This is a genomic window from Pseudomonas prosekii (assembly GCF_900105155.1).
GTDB classification, from domain to species: domain Bacteria; phylum Pseudomonadota; class Gammaproteobacteria; order Pseudomonadales; family Pseudomonadaceae; genus Aquipseudomonas; species Aquipseudomonas prosekii.
Genome location: NZ_LT629762.1, coordinates 2980066 through 2999819 on the forward strand (window position 1 = coordinate 2980066; position 19754 = coordinate 2999819).

A 19754-nucleotide genomic window follows, 5' to 3' on the forward strand; every position below is an offset into this window, starting at 1 on the left:
ATGAGCAACGTAGACCTGCAACAACTGATTCAGGCGCTGGACGCCGAAACCCGTCGTGACCTGGAAAGCTCGGCCGAACGCTGCGTCGCCCGTGGCGGCAGCAAAATCCTCGTCGAAGACTTGCTGCTGGGCCTGCTGGAGCGCCCGCAAGGCTTGCTCGCACGCGCGTTGCAAGATGCCGAAGTGGACGCCGGCGAACTCAGCGCCGCCCTGCAATCGCGGGTCGAGCACAGCGCTTCGCGCAACCCGGTGTTCGCCCCGGAACTGGTGCAATGGCTGCAAGACGCCTTGCTGGTGGCCAACCTTGAACTGGGCCAGACCCAGGTCGAACAAGCCGCGCTGATCCTCGCACTGCTGCGCAACCCGATGCGTTACGCCGGCAGCCGCTACCAGGCATTGCTGGCGAAACTGAACATCGAGCGCCTGAAAGAATTTGCGCTGTCGCAGAAAGAACAACCGGCCAACGGCAAACCGGCGGTACCGGGCGAATCGTTGCTCGAGCGCTTCACTCACAACCTGACCCAGCAGGCCCGCGACGGCAAACTCGATCCGGTGCTGTGCCGCGATGGCGCGATTCGGCAGATGATCGATATCCTCGCCCGTCGGCGCAAAAACAACCCGATCGTGGTCGGTGAAGCCGGCGTCGGTAAAACCGCGATCGTCGAAGGTTTGGCCTCGCGCATCGCCGCCGGTGAAGTGCCGCAGGTGTTGAAAGGCGTCGAACTGCTGTCGCTGGACATGGGCCTGTTGCAGGCCGGCGCCAGCGTCAAAGGTGAATTCGAACGTCGCCTCAAAGGTGTGATCGACGAAGTCAAAGCCTCGCCGAAACCGATCATCATCTTCATCGACGAAGCGCACACGCTGATCGGCGCGGGCGGCAATGCTGGCGGTTCCGACGCGGCCAACCTGCTCAAGCCCGCCCTGGCACGTGGCGAGTTGCGCACCATCGCCGCCACCACTTGGGCGGAGTACAAAAAATACTTCGAAAAAGACCCGGCGCTGGCCCGGCGTTTCCAACCGGTGCAGTTGCACGAACCGACCGTCAGCGAAGCGGTGACGATCCTTCGCGGCTTGGCCCAGGTCTACGAAAAGAGCCACGGCATCTACCTGCGTGATGACGCAGTGGTCGCCGCCGCCGAACTGTCCGCGCGCTACCTCGCCGGTCGGCAACTGCCGGACAAAGCCGTCGATGTCCTCGACACTGCGTGCGCGCGCGTGCGCATCAGCCTCGCCGCTGCCCCGGAAAGCCTCGAACGCCTGCGCGGCGAACTGGCTGAAGGTGGTCGTCAGCGTCAGGCCCTGCGCCGTGATGCTGAAGCCGGTTTGCTGATCGATCACGAAGCGCTCGACATTCTGGAAGATCGCCTGGCCGCCGCCGAAGACGAAAGTGTTGCGCTGCAAGCGCTGTGGACCGAACAGAAAGAACTCGCCGAGCGCCTGCTCGACCTGCGCCAGCAACTGGCCAAGGCGCGTGAAGCTGCGGCCGTCGAGCCGACGGTCACGGTTGAAGAAGACGCCGAAGGCACGGTCATCGAAACCCTCGAAGTGCCGGTCGACGAAGCGCAAAGCGTCGCGTCGCTGGAAGCCGCGCTCAACCAAACGCACAAAACCCTGACCGACTTGCAGCTCAAGGACCGTCTGGTCAGCTTCGAAGTGTGCCCGCGTCTGGTCGCCGAAGTGATCAGCGCCTGGACCGGCGTGCCGTTGGCGCAATTGGCCCGCGAGCACAACGCCAAAGTCGCCAGTTTCGCCACCGATTTGCGCGTGCGCATTCGTGGTCAGGAACAAGCCGTGCACGCGCTGGACCGCTCGATGCGCGCCACCGCTGCCGGCCTGAACAAGCCTGATGCGCCGGTTGGCGTGTTCCTGCTGGTCGGCCCGAGCGGCGTCGGCAAGACCGAAACCGCGCTGGCCCTCGCTGACCTGCTGTACGGCGGTGATCGTTTCATCACCACCATCAACATGTCCGAATTCCAGGAGAAACACACCGTCTCGCGCCTGATCGGTGCGCCGCCGGGCTACGTCGGTTACGGCGAGGGCGGCATGCTCACCGAAGCCGTGCGGCAGAAACCGTACTCGGTGGTGTTGCTCGATGAAGTCGAAAAAGCCGACCCGGACGTGCTCAACCTGTTCTACCAGATCTTCGACAAAGGCGTGGCCAACGACGGCGAAGGGCGCGAGATCGACTTCCGCAACACGTTGATCCTGATGACCTCGAACCTGGGCAGCGACCTGATCAGCGAGCTCTGCGAAAACGGCGAGCGGCCAAGCGCCGAAGTGCTCGAAGAAACCATCCGCCCGGTGCTCAGCAAACACTTCAAACCGGCGCTGCTGGCGCGGATGCGCGTGATCCCGTATTTCCCGGTCGGTGGCCCGGTACTGCGCGAGCTGATCGAGATCAAACTCGGTCGTCTGGGCGAGCGCCTGAACCGCCGTCAACTGGCATTCAGCTGGTGCCAGAACCTCGTCGATCACCTCGCCGAGCGTTGCACCCAAAGCGACAGCGGCGCGCGTCTGATCGACCATTTGCTCGACTTGCACGTGCTGCCGCTGGTGGCCGATCGCTTGCTCGATGCGATGGCCACCGGCGAAAGCCTCAAGCGCGTGCACGCGACGCTCGACGGCAACGCCAGCGTGATTTGCGAGTTCGCCTGAGGTGGGTGTGATGTTCACTCAAGTGCCGCAACCGCTGGTCTACGCCGAGGCCTTGCTGGCGCAGTTCGCCAGCCTGTCGCGCGCGGCGGACGGTGCTGCGCTGCTGGGTGACTTCGTGCGCGGTTTGGCCGAACTCAGCGGTTGCGAGCTGACCCAGTTGTACTTGCTGGACGCCACGCACACGTGCCTTGGAATGAACGCCGAGTGCCTCGACGGCGTGCTGCAACCGCGCGAATCGGCGAGCCTGCCGGCGGATTACAACGGTGAACAACTGCTGCAATTCGCGCTGTGCCAGAACCGCGTGGTGTGCCTCAGCGAATTGAGCGGCAGCCTGCACGAAACCACGTTTTTGCCGAGTCAGGCGACGCCGTGGCAATCGCTGCTGTGCGTGCCGCTGGTCAATCAGCAGAAGGCCGTTGAAGGCTTGCTGCTGTGCGCCAGCCGCCGGCACATCGACTTGCAGGGTTTTGCCGATTCGCTCGGGCAACTCGGTTCGTTCGTGCTCGGCCAATTGCGATTGCTGCAACGTTTGCGCCAACCCGCCAGTGCGGCGACGCCGGTCACCCGCAGCGTGCCGAGCATCAGCGGTTACGGCTTGATCGGCAAAAGCGCGGCGATGCGCCAGACTTATTCGCTGATCAGCAAAGTCCTGCACAGCCCGTACACGGTGCTGCTGCGCGGCGAAACCGGCACCGGCAAGGAAGTCGTCGCGCGGGCGATTCACGATTGCGGGCCGCGTCGTTCGCAAGCGTTCATCGTGCAAAACTGCGCGGCGTTCCCGGAAAACCTGCTGGAGAGCGAACTGTTCGGCTACCGCAAAGGCGCCTTCACCGGCGCCGACCGCGACCGCGCCGGGCTGTTCGATGCGGCCAATGGCGGGACCTTGTTGCTCGACGAAATCGGCGACATGCCGTTGTCGCTGCAAGCCAAGCTGTTGCGGGTTTTGCAGGAAGGCGAGATTCGGCCGCTGGGCTCCAACGACACGCATAAGATCGACGTGCGCATCATCGCCGCGACGCACCGGGATTTGTCGGTGCTGGTCAGCGAAGGCAAGTTCCGCGAGGACTTGTATTACCGCCTCGCGCAATTCCCGATCGAGTTGCCGGCATTGCGGCAGCGCGAGGGCGACATCCTCGATCTGGCCCGGCATTTCGCCGACAAGGCCTGCTCGTTCCTGCAACGCGACGCGGTGCGCTGGTCCGATGCGGCGCTGGATCATCTTTCCGGCTACAACTTCCCCGGCAACGTGCGCGAACTCAAAGGTCTGGTCGAGCGCGCGGTGCTGTTGTGCGAGGGCGGGGAGTTGCTCGCCGAGCACTTTTCGCTGCGCATGGAAGCCATGCCCGAAGACAACAGCGGCCTGAATTTGCGCGAACGTCTGGAGCAGGTCGAACGCAGTCTGCTGCTCGATTGCCTGCGCAAAAACGACGGCAACCAGACCCTCGCCGCACGCGAACTCGGCCTGCCACGCCGCACGCTGCTGTACCGCCTCGGTCGCCTGAACATCAATTTGGGTGATTTCGATGGTTAAGCAAAAACAAATTCTTCAGGTGAACGCGATTCCTGTGGTGAGCAGGCTCTCTGTGGCGAGGGGGCTTGCCCCCGTTCGGCTGCGCAGCAGTCGCAATCCGGTCAACGCGGTTTGCCTGAGGACGCTCGGCAGCCAGTTTTGGGGCCGCGTCGCGACCCAACGGGGTGGTGCGGCATTCCGACAAGCCCCCTCGCCACAGGCGTCCGGCTCAAAGTCCCTGACCAGAGCCTTGAAACCCACCTTATTCGCTTCTAACAGCGCCGCCCAAACGGGTCGGCGCTTTGTACTTTGTCTACCTCTGGAGACCCTCTGATGCCTGTTCGTCACTGGCAAGCCGTCCTGTTGACCCTCGTCGTTCTATGCGGCCTCGGCGGCTGTAGCGGCAATTACAAATTCAACGACAACACCTATCGCCCATTGGGTGATCCGCAGGCGGTCAATCGCGGCAAGTGACCGCAAGGAGCATCATCATGGAACTGGTTTTCGAAATGCTGAACACCAAGCAGTTCGTGCCCACGGATTTGTGCCAGAAGACCTTCAAGCAGGCTGGCGGGGTGATTGGCCGGGGCGACGATTGCGACTGGATCATTCCGGATCGCAAGCGTCACCTGTCCAACCACCACGCGCTGATCAGCTACCGCGAGGGCACGTTTTACCTGACCGATACCAGCAGCAACGGTATCCAGGACAGCGGCAGCGGCGCGCGCCTGCGCAAGGGCGAAGCGATGCAGATCGAGCACGGCAGCGTTTACGTGCTGGGCGACTTTGAGATACGCGCGCGCCTGGTGCGCGACCCGGCGATGTTCGACGTCGAAGTCGGCCGCCCGCAAGCGGCGGGCAGCATCATTCCGGACGACGCTTTTCTCGACCTCGACCCGCTGAACGCGCTCGACCAGCAAGAGCGCGTCTATTCCGAAATCGACGAGCTGATCTCGCCACGCGCGGCGCCCGAAGACACCCGACAGCGCGCCGACTATGCGCGCATCGACATGGAAAGCCTGATGGTTCCGGAGCTGATCGAAGCCCCGGCCGAACCTGTTCCGGCACCTGCGCCGAAACCGGTCGAGCGTCAGAGTGAAGGTTTCTGGGAGCACTTCGGCGCAGCGCTTGGCGTCGACCTCAAAGGCCTCGACCACGACGCCCGCGAAGCCCTGGCACTGAACGCTGCGCGCCTGCTCAAGCAAAGCGTCGGCGGTTTGCAGCAGAGCCTGCGCACCCGCAGCGAGCTGAAAAACGAACTGCGTCTGGCGCAGACCATCGTCCAGGGCAACAACAAGAATCCGCTGAAATTTGCCGTCGATGCCGGTGAAGCGCTGGGCATTCTGTTGCAGCCGAACAAGCCGGGCCAGTTGCCGGCCGAGCAAGCGATCTCGCGCTCGTTCCGCGACCTGCAAGCACACCAAGTGGCGCTGCTGACCGCCAGCCGCGCCGCCGTTCGCGGCACGCTGGAGCACTTCTCGCCGGAGCAACTGACCTTGCGTTTCGAGCGCGACAACAAGCCGCTGATGGCCACTTCCGGCAGCCGCTGGAGAGCCTACGGGCGTTATCACCAGGCCCTGCGCCAGGACGATGACTGGAGCGAACGCCTGTTGGCGCGCGACTTCGCCCAGGCTTACGAAGAACAGATTCGCCTGATTTCCACCCTTCACACCGACCACCAAGGATGATCCGCATGTCTCGCTGCTCGACCGCTTTTTTCAAGACGCTGACGGCATTCGCGGCCCTGGTGCTGCTGGCCGGCTGCTCGTCGCTGTCGCCGTATTCGACCGTGACCAAGGTCAACCTGAAGCTGACCGCCAGTGATCAGTTGAACCCGGACCTCAACGGTCGGCCGTCGCCGATTGTCGTGCGCCTGTTCGAACTCAAGCACCCGGTGGCCTTCGAAAACGCTGACTTCTTCAGCCTCTACGAACGCGCCAAGGAATCGCTGGCACCGGACATGGTCGCCACCGAAGAGCTGGAATTGCGCCCGGGCGAAACCGTCGAGCTCAAGCTCAGCGTGGAGGAGGGCAGCCGCTACGTCGGCATCCTCGCTGCGTATCGCGATCTGACCGACACCAAGTGGCGCTACACCGTGCAAGTCACCCCGGTGGAACTCACCGAGGCAGACTTGACCCTCGACCAGGCCGGCATCCGCAACACCAATGAAACGCTCGCCAAGGCGGTTGACTGATCATGAATTCGCATAAAGTCATTTGGCAGGAAGGCATGCTGCTGCGGCCGCAGCACTTCCAGCACAACGATCGTTATTACGACCACCAGATGAAGACCCGCACGCAGTTGCTGGGCAGCTACACCTGGGGCTTCCTGAACCTGGACATCGACTTGCAGTTCCTCAACATGGGCAAACTGGTGATCAGCCAGGCCTCGGGGATTCTGCCGGACGGCAGCCTGTTCGAACTCGGCGGCAACACCGAGCCGCTGGCGCTGGACGTGCCGCCGAACACCGGCAACACGCCGATCTATCTGGCATTGCCGCTGGTCACGGGCAACCACATTGAGGCCCGTCGTCTGGAGCAATCCGACGTGCTGGCGCGCTACACCGCTTATGAAGCCGAAGTCGCTGACTCCAACGCGGGTGACGATTCTTCGAGCCAGGTCAGCTGCGGGCGCCCGGACTTCAAACTGCTGCTCGGCGAGCAACAGAGCGATCAGGCCTACGTCAAACTGAAAATCTGTGAAGTGCTCGACACCACACCCGACGGCGTGATCAGCCTCGACCCGGACTTCGTGCCGACCTACATTCAGGCGCATTCCTCCAGCTACCTGCTGTCGTGCCTGAAAGAAGTCATCAGCATGCTCGGGCATCGTGGCGATACCATCGCTGACCGGATTCGCTCGAACGGCAAGGTCGGTGGCGCGGAAGTCGGCGACTTCATGATGCTGCAACTGATCAACCGCACCGAATTGCTGCTGCGCCATTACCTTGGCCTGGAACAGGTTCACCCGGAAGAGTTGTACCGCACGCTGCTGACCATGCTCGGCGATCTGGCGACCTTCTCCAGCGACAGCAAACGCCCGCGTCTGGACAGCCGTTACCAGCACAGCGACCAGGGCGCGAGCTTCCGCAAACTGATGGAAGCGATTCGTCAGGTGCTGTCGATGGTGCTCGAACAGCACGCCATCGAACTGGTGCTGCAAGCGCGTCAGTACGGCATCATCGTCTCGCCGTTGCACGACCACAAACTGCTCGGCTCGGCGTCGTTCGTGCTCGCTGCGAGCGCCAACTGCGACTCCGAAGAACTGCGTCACCGCTTGCCGGCGCACCTCAAGGTCGGCCCGGTGGAACGCATCCGCCAACTGGTCAACCTGCATCTGCCGGGCATCAAGGTCAAACCGTTGCCGGTGGCCCCGCGGCAGATCGCGTTCCACTCCAACAAAACCTATTTCATTCTCGAACTCAGTTCCGAAGACCTGGCACAACTGGAGCGCTCCGGCGGCTTCGCGTTCCACGTGTCGGGTGAATTTGCCGAGCTTGAACTGAAATTCTGGGCCATCAGGAACTGATCGACATGATTAAGGACATGGAACACAACCAGGACGATAAAACCGTCCTGCTCGACCGTCAGGGCCACGGCCCGGCTTCGAGTCCGTTGACTGACTTCGCTGCGCCACCGCGTTTCGAGCAGCTCGAAGAACGCATGATTTACGCCGCGCGCCTGCGCCCGGCCGAAGCGTTCAACATCAGCCTCAATTCGCTGGTGGCCGCCGCGTCCGATCTGTTGTCGGAAGTGGTGCGCCTCAAGCACAGCGACACCCGCGAAGACATGTACGCGCTCAACGAGCGACTGACTTCGGCGCTGAAACTGTTTGAAGTGCGCGCGTTGCACAACGGCGCCGAGAGCAGCCAGGTGATGGCCGCGCGTTACGTGCTCTGCACCGTGGTCGACGAAGCCGTCGTGACCACGCCGTGGGGCAATGAAAGCGAGTGGTCGCAGATGAGCCTGCTCAGCAGCTTCCACAACGAAACCTTCGGCGGCGAGAAGTTTTTCCAACTGCTGGATCGCCTGTCAAAAAACCCGGTCAAGCACCTGCCGATGCTGGAATTGATGTACCTGTGCCTGTCCCTGGGCTTCGAAGGCAAGTACCGGGTGCAGGCCCGCGGCATGCTCGAACTCGAAGGCATCCGCGACGCCTTGTATCGGCAGATTCGTCAACTGCGCGGCGACGTGCCACGCGAATTGTCGCCGCATTGGGAAGGCCTGAACGATCAGCGCCGCAGCCTGGTGCGCATCGTGCCGGCGTGGATGGTGGTGTTGTTCACCGTGGTTTGCCTGGCCGTGATGTATTCGGGTTTTGCCTGGGTATTGAGCGAGCAACGCGAAACCGTTCTGCAACCTTATCAGCAGCTTGATCCGGCCGCGGTCCAGCCGCAGTCGCAGCCGTAAACAGGGACGTGTGATGAAAAAGTTTTTCAAGAAAGTCGGCGCATTCTTGCGCAAGACCTGGGTCTGGACCTTGCTGGTGGTGCTGTTCCTCGCGCTGCTGGTGTGGTTCGTCGGGCCGCTGCTGGCGGTCGATGACTACAAGTTCTGGGAAGGTTCGACCTCGCGTCTGCTGACCATCAGCGTGCTGTTCCTGATCTGGGGCCTGACGATGGTCTTCGTCAGCTGGCGCGCCGGTGTGCGCAAGAAAGCCATCGAAGACACCGAAGACGGCCAGGATCGTATCCGCCGCGAAGAGCTGATCGACGAAGAGCAGAAAGAGCTCAAAGTGCGTTTCAAGGACGCACTGAAAACCCTCAAGACTTCGAGCCTGTATCGCGGTCGCAGCGAGCGCTGGCGCAGTGATTTGCCTTGGTATTTGCTGATCGGTCCACAAAGCAGCGGCAAGACCAGTTTGCTGGACTTCTCGGGCCTTGAGTTTCCGATCAACAAGATCGATCGCAAGCTGACCCGCGACACCCTCGGCACCCGTCATTGCGACTGGTATTTCGCCGATCACGGTGTGCTGATCGACACCGCTGGCCGCTACCTGACCCAGGCGGATGCCGAAGTCGATGGCAGCGCCTGGAGCACTTTGCTCGACCTGCTGCGCAAACGTCGCCGCAACCGTCCGTTGAACGGCGTGCTGGTGACCATTCCGGTGGAAACCCTGCTGGGCGGCAGCGAACAAGACCTCGATACCCTGGCGCGCCAGGTGCGTGCCCGCCTGCAAGACGTGCATCAGAAACTGCACGTCGATGTGCCGGTTTATCTGGTGTTGAGCAAGGCTGACAAGCTGCTCGGTTTCGACGAGTTCTTCGATCAACTGACCCGCGAAGAAAGCGATCAGGTGCTCGGCACCAGTTTCCGCAAAGAACAAAGCGGCACCGACGTCGCCGTGCTGCGCGCCGAGTTCGAAGAGCTGCTGCGTCGCCTCAACAGCCAAGTGATCATGCGCATGCACCAGGAGCGCGACACTCAGCGCCGTGGCCGCATTCTCGACTTCCCGCATCAGCTGGGGCAGATCGGCGAGCGTCTGTGCCTGTTCGTCGACATGGCGTTCACCGGCAACCGCTACCAGCGTGTCAGCCAGTTGCGCGGTTTTTACCTGACCAGCGCACCGCACCTGACCGAGGAAATGGACCAGACCACCGCCGGCATCGGCGCCAATCTGGGGATGAACGCCGGCGTACTGCCGACCCTGCGCAGTGGCCGTTCGCGGTTCATTCACCATCTGCTCAGCCGCGTGATTTTCCCCGAGGCCGATCTGGCCGGTCTGGACAAACGCGAACGCAGCCGCATCCATTGGGGCCAACGTGCGTTGTACATCGGTGCGTTGGCGGCGCTGGGCTTGTTCGGTCTGCTGTGGGCGGGCGGTTTTTCGGCCAACTACGAGCGTCTGGAAAACCTGCGCACCCTCGCACAAAACTGGACGCAATCGCGCTCGGCTCTGAGCCCGCGCGATGACTCCATGGCCGTGCTCAAAACCCTCGACAGCAGCTACGCGGCGACTCAGGTTTTCCCCAACAAGGGCGATGTGAGTTACCACGAGCGCGGCGGTTTGTATCAGGGCGAAGAGGCCAACCCGGTGGTGAAAGCGGCCTACGAGCGTGAGCTCGAAGCGCAACTGTTGCCACGGGTCGCGACGCTGCTGGAAGGGCAGATCCGCGCCAACATGCAGGACCGCGAGCGCCTGCTCAACAGCCTGCGCGCGTACCTGATGCTGAACATGAAAGATCGCCGCGACGCAGGCTGGCTCAAGGATTGGGTCGCTACCGACTGGTCCCTGCGCTACGCCGGCAACACTGCGGTGCAGAACGGTTTGAACACGCACTTCGAGCGCTTGCTCAAACAGCCGTTCATCTATCCGCTCAACGATCAACTGGTCGCGCAGGCACGTCAGGTGCTGCGCAGCGAGTCGTTGGCGAACGTGGTTTACCGCATGCTCCGTGAGCAGGCGCGCAACCTGCCGGAATACCGTCTGAGCCAACACATGGGGCCGCAGGCTGCGCTGTTTATCGGCACTGACTACGTGATTCCGGGCTTCTACACCCAACAGGGTTATCAGCAGTATTTCTCGGTGCAGGGTTCTGCGCTGGTCACCGATATCCTGCGCGACAACTGGGTGCTGGGCGAAGGCTCGGGCATCAGCGGCATGGACTTGCGTCGCTTGATGGTCGAACTGGAGCAACTGTACTTCCGTGACTACGCCAACTTCTGGAGCGAAGCCGTTGGCCAGGTTGCATTGCCGCCGATCAACGACGCGGCAGAGGGCGCCGAGCAACTGGCGGGCCTGACCTCGTCGAACTCGCCGATCCTGCAACTGCTGGTCGAAGTGCGCGAAAACACCCGTTTCCCGGTAATCGCCGACAGCGCTGATGAAGCCGCCGACGCCGCTGAAAAACTCGGTGAGAAGGGCGGCAAACTGGGCAAACTCGCAGCGTCCGCAGCGGACAAGGCATCCGATGCCCTGGCCAAAAACCTGCCGGACACCTCGAAGAAATCCCTGCAACGTCGCTTCGAACCGCTGCACCGTTTGCTCGATGACAACAACGGCCCTGCCGCTGATCTGACCCCGGCACTGCAAGCGCTCAATGACCTGCAACTGCAACTGTCGAGCCTCGCGCGTGCCAGTGCGCCGGAGCAAGCTGCGTTTGAGATGGCCAAGACGCGCATGAGTGGCCAGCGCGATGCGCTGAGCAACTTGCGTAATGCCTCGGGGCGCCTGCCGCGTCCGGTCAGCGTCTGGTTTAACGTATTGGCCGAAGACACCTGGCGTCTGGTGCTCAACGATTCCTACCAGTACCTGAACCAGCGTTATCAGAGCGAGCTGTACAGCTTCTACGGCAAGGCGATCAACAAGCGTTATCCGTTCAGCGCCCACAGCACCAGCGACGTGGCGATCAACGACTTCCGCGAGTTCTTCAAGGCTCAGGGCATCGTCGACCGCTTCTTCGACAGCTACATGCGCCCCTTCGTCAGCGGTGAACCGGGCAACTACCGGATGCGCAGCGTCGATGGCCACAGCCTGCCGGTCTCCAAGGTTTACCTCGACCAGATGGCCGCGGCGCAAACCATTCGCCAGAGCTTCTTCGCCGAGAACCCGGCCGAGCCGCAAGTGCAATTCAAATTGGAGCCGTACACCCTCGACCCGGCCGTCAGCCGTTCCGAGTTCAAGTTTGGCGACAAGACCATGGAATACCGTCACGGCCCGATCCTGCCGATGGCCTTCAAATGGCCGACCGATGCTGAAGACGGTCGCACCAGCCTGGTCCTCGACAAAATGGCCGGCCGCCCGATTGGTATTGAGAAGAACACCGGCCCATGGTCGCTGTTCCGTCTGTTCGATTTGATGCAGACCGAGTACCTGACCGGGCGCGACGTGCTGGTCCTCAAAGCAGACGTCGGTGGCCTGCGCGCCAACTACCTGCTGTCGAGCCAACGCACGCCGAACCCGTTCGACATGGGCGTGCTGCGCACCTTCCGTATGCCGGTGCAGCTCTGATGCAGGTTGCCAGTCCCTGGCGCAGCGCTGCGCGTACCGACGCCGGCAAGGTTCGGGCGCGCAACGAAGATGCCTTCCTCGACTCGCCGCAGCAGGGGCTGTGGGTGGTCGCGGATGGCATGGGCGGTCATCAGGGTGGCGACATCGCCAGCCAGTTGATCGTCGCCAGCCTGGCGGAATTGCCGGCGCAGGACGACTTCGATGAACGGCTCAAAGGCATTCGCCAGTGCCTGCACTGGTTGAACCGCCGCTTGGGCCAGGAGTTGACCGTCACGGCCGGGCGCCACGACAGCATCATGGGCAGCACCGTGGTGGCGCTGCTGGTAGAAGGCAGCCGCGCGGCATGCATCTGGGCCGGTGACAGCCGTTGTTACCTGTGGCGTGGCCAGCGTTTGTATCAGCTGTCCAAGGACCATTCGCTGCAACAGCAATTGATCGACGAGCAAAACATGAGCGTCGAGCAAGCCAAGGCGCATCCTTCGGCGCATGCCCTGACCCGCGCGGTCGGGGCGGCCGAGGTGCTGACGCTGGACGTGCTCGAACTCGAGGTTTATCCCGGCGATACGTTTCTGCTGTGCAGCGACGGTTTGTACCAAGGGCTCAGCAGCGATGCCTTGGGTAACGCCCTGAGCCTGACCGCGCCGCACGTTGCGCTGGAGCGTCTGTTCGATGGCGCCCTGCGTGGCTCGGCGCGGGACAACCTGACTGCTGTGGTGATCCGTAAATGACTGAACTCATGCCACCGATCGACGACTTGCTGGTGAGCGAAGAAGAGGCCAACAACCTTACGTACTTCGCGTTCGCCAAGCCTCTGAAAGGAGCGCCGCACAAGGCTGAACCTGCGCTGGCGCCGACACGGGCCAGCGTCGGCCAACTGCCCGACGTGCTCGCGGGCCGTTACCGCATCGAGCGCCTGCTGGGTGCCGGTGGCATGGGCGCGGTTTACCGCGCACGGGACTTGCTGAGCGAACAGTTCGGCGATCCCGACCCCTACATCGCGCTGAAAATCCTCAGCGAAGAATTTGCTGAATCGCCGGACGCCAGTGCCTTGCTTTACAGCGAGTTCGCCCTGACCCGACGCTTGCGCCACGACCACGTGCTGCGCTTTCACACCTTTGAAGTCGACACCGACTGCCAGCGCGCCTTCATCACCATGGAACTCATGCGTGGGCTGACCCTGGACAAATTACTCTGCGAGCGGCCCGTGGGCATGCCGTGGAAAGAACTGCGCGACATCGCGCTGCCGCTGCTCGACGCGCTGGCCTATGCCCACGCTCGCGGCGTGCTGCACGGTGACATGAAACCGAGCAACGTCATGCTCAGCGAAGAAGGTGTGCGCCTGTTCGACTTCGGTCTCGGCCAGGCTGAAGAGGGCATCTTGCCCGGCCTGCCGCACCTGAGCCGCAACCGTTTCAACGCTTGGACCCCCGGCTACGCTGCGCCGGAATTGCTCGAAGGCCAGCCACTGACCGCCAGCGCCGATGTCTACGGCGTGGCCTGCGTGCTCTACGAACTGGCCGGCGGCAAACACCCGTTCCGCCGCTTGCCCTCGACCCAGGCCCGCGATGAACACCTGGAGCGCGAGCTGCACGCACCGCGAAACCTACCGAAACACTGCTGGCCAGCCCTGCGAAAAGCGCTGACCTTCAACGCGGCTGATCGCACCATCACCGCCGCTCAATTACGCGACGCCCTGGGCGTCACCTCGTCTTTGCTGCAACGTCTGCGACTTCGGGCGTAACGGATGACATCCGAACAGGGAGCACACAATGTTCAACCCAGCTAACGAAACGCATTTCAGCCTGACCATCGAGGGCGCTGAAAGCGACAACATCGGCAACCTGCAAGTGCTGTCGTTCAGCGGCACCGAAGGCATCAGCCAGCCGTATCGCTTCGACCTCGAACTGGTCAGCGAAAACCCTGATCTGGACCTCGAAAAGCTCCTGCACAAGCAAGCGTTTCTGGCGCTTGATCAGCAGGGCTCAGGCATCCACGGCCAGATCTATCGCGTCGCTCAGGGCGATGCCGGCAAACGCCTGACGCGCTACAAAATCTCCCTGGTGCCGCACCTGCAATACCTGCATCACCGCACCAATCAGCGCATTTATCAGCAGATGTCGGCGCCGAAAATCATCGCGCTGATCCTCGAAGAACACGGGATCAAGGGCAACACCTACAGCTTCCAGTTGAACGAAACCTGCCCCGACCGCGACTACTGCGTGCAATACGACGAAACCGACCTGCACTTCGTCCAGCGCCTGTGTGAAGAAGAAGGCATTCACTACCACTTCCAGCACACGCCCGAGGGTCATTTGCTAGTGTTCGGCGACGACCAGACTGTGTTCCCGAAACTTGGCCAGCCCACCGCGTATGTGCAGGGCAGTGGCATGGTCGCCGACGAGCCGGTGATCAAAGGTTTCAAACTGCGTCTGGAGACCCGCACCGGCCGCGTCACGCGTCGCGACTACGACTTCGAAAAACCTCGCCTGCAACTCGAAGCGGGCTATAAACCTGACGGCGAAAGTACCGAGCCGGACCTGGAAGACTACGACTACCCGGGCCGCTTCATCGACCGCGCGCGCGGCAAGTTCCTCAGCCAACGTGCCCTCGAAAGACACCGCGCCGACTATCAACAAGCCGAGGGTAACGGCGACCAGACACGACTGGTCAGCGGCCATTTCCTGGAACTGTCCGACCACCCGCGTCAGGAGTGGAACGACCTGTGGCTGCTCACCGAAATCTTCCACGAAGGCAAACAGCCGCAAGTGCTCGAAGAGTCGGTAACCAGCGACACCACCGCCAACAAAGACGACTTCCACCAAGGCTATCGCAACCGCTTCCTCGCCACCCCGTGGGCGGTGTTCTACCGCCCGGCGCTGCAACACCCGAAACCCCGCGTGCTCGGCAGCCAAACCGCGCTGGTCACCGGGCCCAAGGGCGAAGAAATCCACTGCGACCAATACGGCCGCGTCAAAGTGCAATTCCACTGGGACCGCGAAGGCCAGGCCGACGACAAAACCAGTTGCTGGATGCGCGTTTCATCAAGCTGGGCCGGCGACCGCTACGGCGCCATCGCCATCCCGCGCATCGGCATGGAAGTGCTCGTCACCTTCCTCGAAGGCGACCCCGACCAGCCGCTGGTGACCGGTTGCCTGTACCACAAGGAAAACCTCGTCCCCTACGAACTGCCGGCGAACAAAACCCGCACCGTATTCAAAACCCTCAGCTCACCGGGCGGCGGCGGGTACAACGAACTGCGCATCGAAGACAAAAAAGGCGCAGAACAGATCTACCTGCATGCCCAGCGCGATTGGGATGAAAACGTTGAACACGATCAGAAGATTCGCGTGGGCAATGAGCGTCACGACACGGTGGAGAAGAACACTTACACCGAGTTGAAGGCGGAAGAACATCGCACCACCATTGCCGACCGCAAGAGTGAAGTGCGGATGGATGATCACCTGACGATTGGGCAGAACCAGCATGTGAAGTTGGGGACTGCGCAGCTGACTAGCGTTGGGAAAGAGATACATCTGAAGGCTGGGGACAAGATTGTTATTGAGGCTGGGATGGAGCTCACGGTTAAGGCCGGGGGGAGTTTCATCAAGCTGGATGCCGGTGGGATTACGGTGGTTGGGCCGGTGATCAAAATCAACGCTGGTGGGTCGGCAGGGAGCGGGACAGGGATCGGTATTGCGGCACCAGGCTTGCCGTTGATTGCTGATCAGGCGCGGGCAGGGAATACGCTTAAATCCGGCGCGGCAAACAGTGAAAAATTCGATGAACAGATTCGTTTTGTTACGGGGACCGGTAAACCAATTAAGTCGGTAAAAGCAGCCATTATCATTCCCTCTTCCGCTGTCCCGAAAATTTCCAAAAGTAATGCAGACGGCCTCCACCCACGGATCGAAACCGAAGTGGAAGAAACTGCAGAAGTTCACCTGATGTGGGACGAGCTGATTGTTCCGCTAGACGCTGACGATTACGAAGCGAGCAGAAATAAATGAGTGCACCTGTAGCTACTTTTCAGACCAATAACCAAAGCTGCTCAGTCAAAGAGATTCCTCTAAAGTGCGGGACATTGTGGGCGATGGGGCAGCAGGAAGCTATTCAGCGACTAAGTATCTCTAAGAAAGGTCTTTTTTCTAAAACGGCAAAAATGGAGTTGGTTTCAGATTTTAGCGCTCGTGCCGCGCGCATCGCAGCGGCGTATGCCGAATTCTATTTGGAACTGGGTGAAGATGGGAAGCCTGAAAAGAAAGGGCGCTTTTATTGGATGGGTTTAGCTGCATTCGCAAGTAAGCAGGTCAAGTGCGGTCTGGACTATATTCCTTCAGAACCCTATCTGACCGCTCTGGTGCCATTACCGTTTCAAGTTCCCTACAAAATAGGAAAAAACGGTTTGGGGATGGGCAATTTTTGGTTGTTTCAAGATATATTTGTTTGGCACTGGTTTTATAAAAAATACCCTTGCCAGTTCACTGAGTGCTCTCCTACAAGGAATGCACAAAGCGTTGAAGCACAAGTGGCAGTAAACATAAATAGTTTGCCTTGGGCACGTGAAGCGTTGCCTGTATTAAAGAATTTAGCACTGACACCCTATGTGGAAAAAGGCTTCAATCGAATAAAGGAGTGTGAGGAGGTGACCGACCCCGTCATAAAAAGGGACTTACAAATGTCCTCGCTTCTTGCAATCGCTGACCACGAGCAACGAAAAATACTACAACCTTTGATTTACGAAGGTTATATGTTCAAAAAGGTGCTAACAACTCAAGCGGCACTTGAGGGCGCCCCGTTGGTACCGCTACGTGTAGCTTCTTTCAGTTCCGCATGCGACGTAAAGGCTGAGGCGTTAAGGGTTCAAATGACAAAGGGTGATCTATTCAATGAATCGGATCGAATGGAATTCATTAAAAAAATCGCCGATCAGTACCATAAGTTAATGGGCGACAAGAAGGACTATATGGAACAAGAAATCGAAACCATCTCTACCTGGAAAAACACCCAATGAGATATTGTTTTTTTGTGCTGTTCTTTTTATTGGCTGCTTGCGGCGATTCAGACACTATTGGGGGTAAAACGATGACCGGTAATCAATCATTGATTCAAATTCAGCTACATCAGAACATCCAAGATCTGATTTCAAATAGCCCTTTGAAGTTTGAAGAAGAATGTATGGCACAGGTGAATATGTGCTGGTACAAGATTAGCGCATCTTTTAATAGCGAAACTCTTCCTTCAGTAGTTGTAGATAAAGATCTGAAGCTTGATCAAGTCGCCAGCGTCTCCATTGCAGTTGATAAAGATGTTGGGCCTGATATAGAAAATATCGAATTGTCGATAAAGAGTTTGCCTGATAACAGCAAGCATGAAGCCTATCAGGCTTTTTTGTATGAACTGATGAAGGAAATCAAGGCGGCTGGTTGGAAGCATTATTATTCTCCTTCAGATCCTAGGATTTCAGGATCGCAAAATGACAAAGTGGCTACACCCAATAAAATTTTAGGTGACTATGTTTTAAGTCATCCATGGTTGGATCCAGACTATCAAATTGATGTTGAGCAATGGTTGGAGGTAGACGATTTTTATAATTGGCATTTTTACAAAGATGGCAATCACCTGAAGTTGCAGGCGTGGCGGCATGATTCTGAAGATCGGCCAAAAGAGCGCGGAACGTACTTGGTCAGTTTGAACTTCACGACAGAGCGTGAGTACTGGGTCGCTTCGTTTAGCGAGACTAAAGATAAGGCGCGCTGGAAGGAACTATTGCCGGCGCGTCTCAAGGAATTTCAAAAAATTAGAAACGCTCGTGAAAAAAAGGCAGTCGATGCAGGCATTGAGATAGATACTAGCTATCAAGATCCTGCCGTTAAGGCATTGAACTAAGGCGAGTAACTAAGAAATAAATTGTAAGGTCGACGGTGTCTATGCATCGTCGGTTTTGCACATTATTTAAACAAAAGTGAAAAGATTTATTTATGCAGATCACCTCGTGGAAAAAATAAATCTGTCCCCGTATTTCATCAGCATCGCGCTTACCTATGGTTTAACTTCCCGCAGGATGCAACAAGGCCTGGGCGGAATACTTTCATTATGCATGCTTAAAGTATGAAATATCTTTTCGTTTTAATTGGCTTGTTTTCGACCCTTGCATGGTCAGTTGAAGGTGAGTTTTGCAATGCTGATACAGACTCTAAAAGCCTTATAACAGACTGGAAGTTGGGTGATGGTAAAACCAAGGTTCTTGCTACGATAAGTTCTACCGAGTTTATTACAGATCATGGGAGAATTGTTTATACCGGCGACCTGAGCGGAGACAGTAATGACGACTTTATTTATGAGGCATCTACAGGGGCAGGGTCTAGCGGAGACAGAGTTTTTAGCTTTTTACTTCAATGCCACGGTTACCTTAAATTGGTAGGTAGTGACTATTTTGCCAAAGTTGAAGTTCTGGATTCTGATAAGAGCAGTGGCGCCAAATTTAAAAATATAAAAATATATTCCTATAAGCGGAATCCGGATGGAAGTATTCAACAGAAAGGTGGAGAGGAATTAATGACTCCTCATGTTTGGAGGTTCAATCCGGAAACTAAGAAATACGAAGGAGGATCCGAGTAAGCATTTTATTCGCGACTCTGAATCTGGCAGATGCGTATTGAGATATGGGTATGAAGGGTAATGTATGCCCACTGTAAAAAGAATTTTGAGAGCGACGTGTGTGAAATTTAATATTGTTTATTCTTTTCTTCTTTTGGTTTGCGCGGTTTCGGTGTGGGCAGATAATAAAAATATGATCTGTGATCCGGATAGTAACGTGTGTTCTGTTGCTGTGGCTAATAATTATTGCGCTTCAGGCGAGGTTGCAAATACAAAATGGGATATCCGTTCAGGGGCATATGTCTTGAGTTGTGAGTGTGATTGCACATCTCAGGAAAATACATTTTGGTTGATCGATACTGCTGGAAAGTCTCCCGTGAAGACTATTTATACCAGTAAAATAGTCAGCTCTATTGATATAGAAAAAAATAAAGGCGGCGTCCCTGATTTGTTTGGATTGGTGCCTTATTGTACAAATCCTCAAGTAAACTCAGAGGTATTGATTAATCTAAAAAAAATTCCAGGCCCAGAAGGAGCGACACAACCTTATTGCTATTCGGTCGAAAAATCGGTCGCGGCAGAGGTTTGCACTACGACGGATTGCGAAGCTAAAAAAAGTCTGGTCATGCGAGACTTTGCCAGATTCAAAGAAGAGTCTTTATCTGAGTTTAAGAATGCTACGGCTAGACTTTATAAGGAAAAGGTCAGGTTTCAAAATTTCCCTAAGCAGCAGTTTGTTGCGCCGTATGTCAGCACCTTTGGCTATTCTAAGTCTGATCAGCAGTCGTATAATGATATTGCATACTACTGGCAGCAGGCAGGCTTTAATGATGATGCAATTTGGTTGCTGGAGAAAGTTATCTCCAGTAGTCCCAGTCGTATGGTTGCTTACTTAAATATTGCGGATGCATATTGGTCGAAGGGTGAGCAGAACAGAGCGTCAGATAACTATAAAAAATACATCGATTTGATGATGCTGTCGGGCAAGAAACAAAAAATTCCTGAGCGTGCCACTAATAGAAGCAAATAATACGAGTAAAAG

At 58.2% G+C, this 19754-nt stretch carries 15 protein-coding genes; all 15 read left to right on the forward strand.

Features of this window, described 5'->3' with window-relative positions; translation table 11 throughout:
• The 15 genes from tssH (at position 1) to BLU01_RS13515 (ending at position 19742) form a co-directional block, all read left to right on the forward strand.
• Positions 1 to 2655 carry a type VI secretion system ATPase TssH gene (tssH, locus tag BLU01_RS13445; protein WP_092276051.1) on the forward strand — a complete coding sequence of 885 codons (2655 nt, stop codon included), beginning with the start codon at positions 1 to 3 and terminating at the stop codon, positions 2653 to 2655.
• Positions 2656 to 2665: 10 nt separating this feature from the next.
• Positions 2666 to 4186: a sigma-54 interaction domain-containing protein gene (locus tag BLU01_RS13450; protein WP_092276054.1), complete on the forward strand. Its 1521-nt coding sequence runs from the start codon at positions 2666 to 2668 to the stop codon at positions 4184 to 4186.
• Between the two features lie 312 nt (positions 4187 to 4498).
• Positions 4499 to 4639 carry a type VI secretion protein gene (locus BLU01_RS13460; RefSeq protein ID WP_092276060.1) on the forward strand — a complete coding sequence of 47 codons (141 nt, stop codon included), beginning with the start codon at positions 4499 to 4501 and terminating at the stop codon, positions 4637 to 4639.
• A 17-nt stretch (positions 4640 to 4656) separates the two neighbouring features.
• Positions 4657 to 5853: a type VI secretion system-associated FHA domain protein TagH gene (gene tagH, locus BLU01_RS13465; RefSeq protein ID WP_092276063.1), complete on the forward strand. Its 1197-nt coding sequence runs from the start codon at positions 4657 to 4659 to the stop codon at positions 5851 to 5853.
• A 5-nt stretch (positions 5854 to 5858) separates the two neighbouring features.
• A complete protein-coding gene (tssJ, locus tag BLU01_RS13470; RefSeq protein ID WP_092276065.1) occupies positions 5859 to 6359 on the forward strand; it encodes a type VI secretion system lipoprotein TssJ in 501 nt (166 codons plus the stop codon).
• A 2-nt stretch (positions 6360 to 6361) separates the two neighbouring features.
• A complete protein-coding gene (gene tssK / locus BLU01_RS13475; protein ID WP_092276068.1) occupies positions 6362 to 7693 on the forward strand; it encodes a type VI secretion system baseplate subunit TssK in 1332 nt (443 codons plus the stop codon).
• Between the two features lie 5 nt (positions 7694 to 7698).
• On the forward strand, positions 7699 to 8574 hold the full coding sequence (gene icmH / locus BLU01_RS13480; RefSeq protein WP_092276071.1) for a type IVB secretion system protein IcmH/DotU: 876 nt from the start codon (positions 7699 to 7701) through the stop codon (positions 8572 to 8574).
• Positions 8575 to 8587: 13 nt separating this feature from the next.
• Positions 8588 to 12115 (forward strand): type VI secretion system membrane subunit TssM, encoded by a 3528-nt coding sequence (gene tssM, locus BLU01_RS13485; protein ID WP_092276074.1) that lies wholly within the window; start codon positions 8588 to 8590, stop codon positions 12113 to 12115.
• A complete protein-coding gene (locus BLU01_RS13490; RefSeq protein WP_092276077.1) occupies positions 12115 to 12843 on the forward strand; it encodes a PP2C family protein-serine/threonine phosphatase in 729 nt (242 codons plus the stop codon). The genes tssM and BLU01_RS13490 overlap by 1 nt, the downstream gene beginning before the upstream one ends.
• Positions 12840 to 13856: a serine/threonine-protein kinase gene (locus tag BLU01_RS13495; protein WP_167370428.1), complete on the forward strand. Its 1017-nt coding sequence runs from the start codon at positions 12840 to 12842 to the stop codon at positions 13854 to 13856. Before BLU01_RS13490 ends, BLU01_RS13495 begins: the two co-directional genes overlap by 4 nt.
• 28 nt (positions 13857 to 13884) lie before the next feature.
• Complete coding sequence (gene tssI, locus BLU01_RS13500) at positions 13885 to 16122, forward strand: type VI secretion system Vgr family protein (protein WP_092276080.1); 2238 nt, start codon at positions 13885 to 13887, stop codon at positions 16120 to 16122.
• Entirely contained in the window at positions 16119 to 17126 is a 1008-nt protein-coding gene (locus BLU01_RS13505; RefSeq protein ID WP_092276083.1) for a DUF2515 family protein, read from the forward strand. Before tssI ends, BLU01_RS13505 begins: the two co-directional genes overlap by 4 nt.
• A 14-nt stretch (positions 17127 to 17140) precedes the next feature.
• Positions 17141 to 18001, forward strand: a complete 861-nt coding sequence (locus BLU01_RS13510; protein WP_231987147.1) for a hypothetical protein — start codon at positions 17141 to 17143, stop codon at positions 17999 to 18001.
• Between the two features lie 222 nt (positions 18002 to 18223).
• The gene (locus tag BLU01_RS27580; protein ID WP_157720162.1) at positions 18224 to 18733 is read left to right on the forward strand and encodes a hypothetical protein; all 510 of its coding nucleotides are present in this window, start codon (positions 18224 to 18226) and stop codon (positions 18731 to 18733) included.
• Between the two features lie 100 nt (positions 18734 to 18833).
• A complete protein-coding gene (locus tag BLU01_RS13515; protein ID WP_092281604.1) occupies positions 18834 to 19742 on the forward strand; it encodes a tetratricopeptide repeat protein in 909 nt (302 codons plus the stop codon).
• The last annotated feature ends 12 nt before the right edge of the window (positions 19743 to 19754 follow it).

What these genes read in the sequence shown, in the direction of transcription:
- tssH (WP_092276051.1), top strand. Translation starts at nt 1, where the DNA reads ATGAGCAACGTAGACCTGCAACAACTGATTCAGGCGCTGGACGCCGAA.
- BLU01_RS13450 (WP_092276054.1), top strand. Translation starts at nt 2,666, where the DNA reads ATGTTCACTCAAGTGCCGCAACCGCTGGTCTACGCCGAGGCCTTGCTG.
- BLU01_RS13460 (WP_092276060.1), top strand. Translation starts at nt 4,499, where the DNA reads ATGCCTGTTCGTCACTGGCAAGCCGTCCTGTTGACCCTCGTCGTTCTA.
- tagH (WP_092276063.1), top strand. Translation starts at nt 4,657, where the DNA reads ATGGAACTGGTTTTCGAAATGCTGAACACCAAGCAGTTCGTGCCCACG.
- tssJ (WP_092276065.1), top strand. Translation starts at nt 5,859, where the DNA reads ATGTCTCGCTGCTCGACCGCTTTTTTCAAGACGCTGACGGCATTCGCG.
- tssK (WP_092276068.1), top strand. Translation starts at nt 6,362, where the DNA reads ATGAATTCGCATAAAGTCATTTGGCAGGAAGGCATGCTGCTGCGGCCG.
- icmH (WP_092276071.1), top strand. Translation starts at nt 7,699, where the DNA reads ATGATTAAGGACATGGAACACAACCAGGACGATAAAACCGTCCTGCTC.
- tssM (WP_092276074.1), top strand. Translation starts at nt 8,588, where the DNA reads ATGAAAAAGTTTTTCAAGAAAGTCGGCGCATTCTTGCGCAAGACCTGG.
- BLU01_RS13490 (WP_092276077.1), top strand. Translation starts at nt 12,115, where the DNA reads ATGCAGGTTGCCAGTCCCTGGCGCAGCGCTGCGCGTACCGACGCCGGC.
- BLU01_RS13495 (WP_167370428.1), top strand. Translation starts at nt 12,840, where the DNA reads ATGACTGAACTCATGCCACCGATCGACGACTTGCTGGTGAGCGAAGAA.
- tssI (WP_092276080.1), top strand. Translation starts at nt 13,885, where the DNA reads ATGTTCAACCCAGCTAACGAAACGCATTTCAGCCTGACCATCGAGGGC.
- BLU01_RS13505 (WP_092276083.1), top strand. Translation starts at nt 16,119, where the DNA reads ATGAGTGCACCTGTAGCTACTTTTCAGACCAATAACCAAAGCTGCTCA.
- BLU01_RS27580 (WP_157720162.1), top strand. Translation starts at nt 18,224, where the DNA reads ATGAAATATCTTTTCGTTTTAATTGGCTTGTTTTCGACCCTTGCATGG.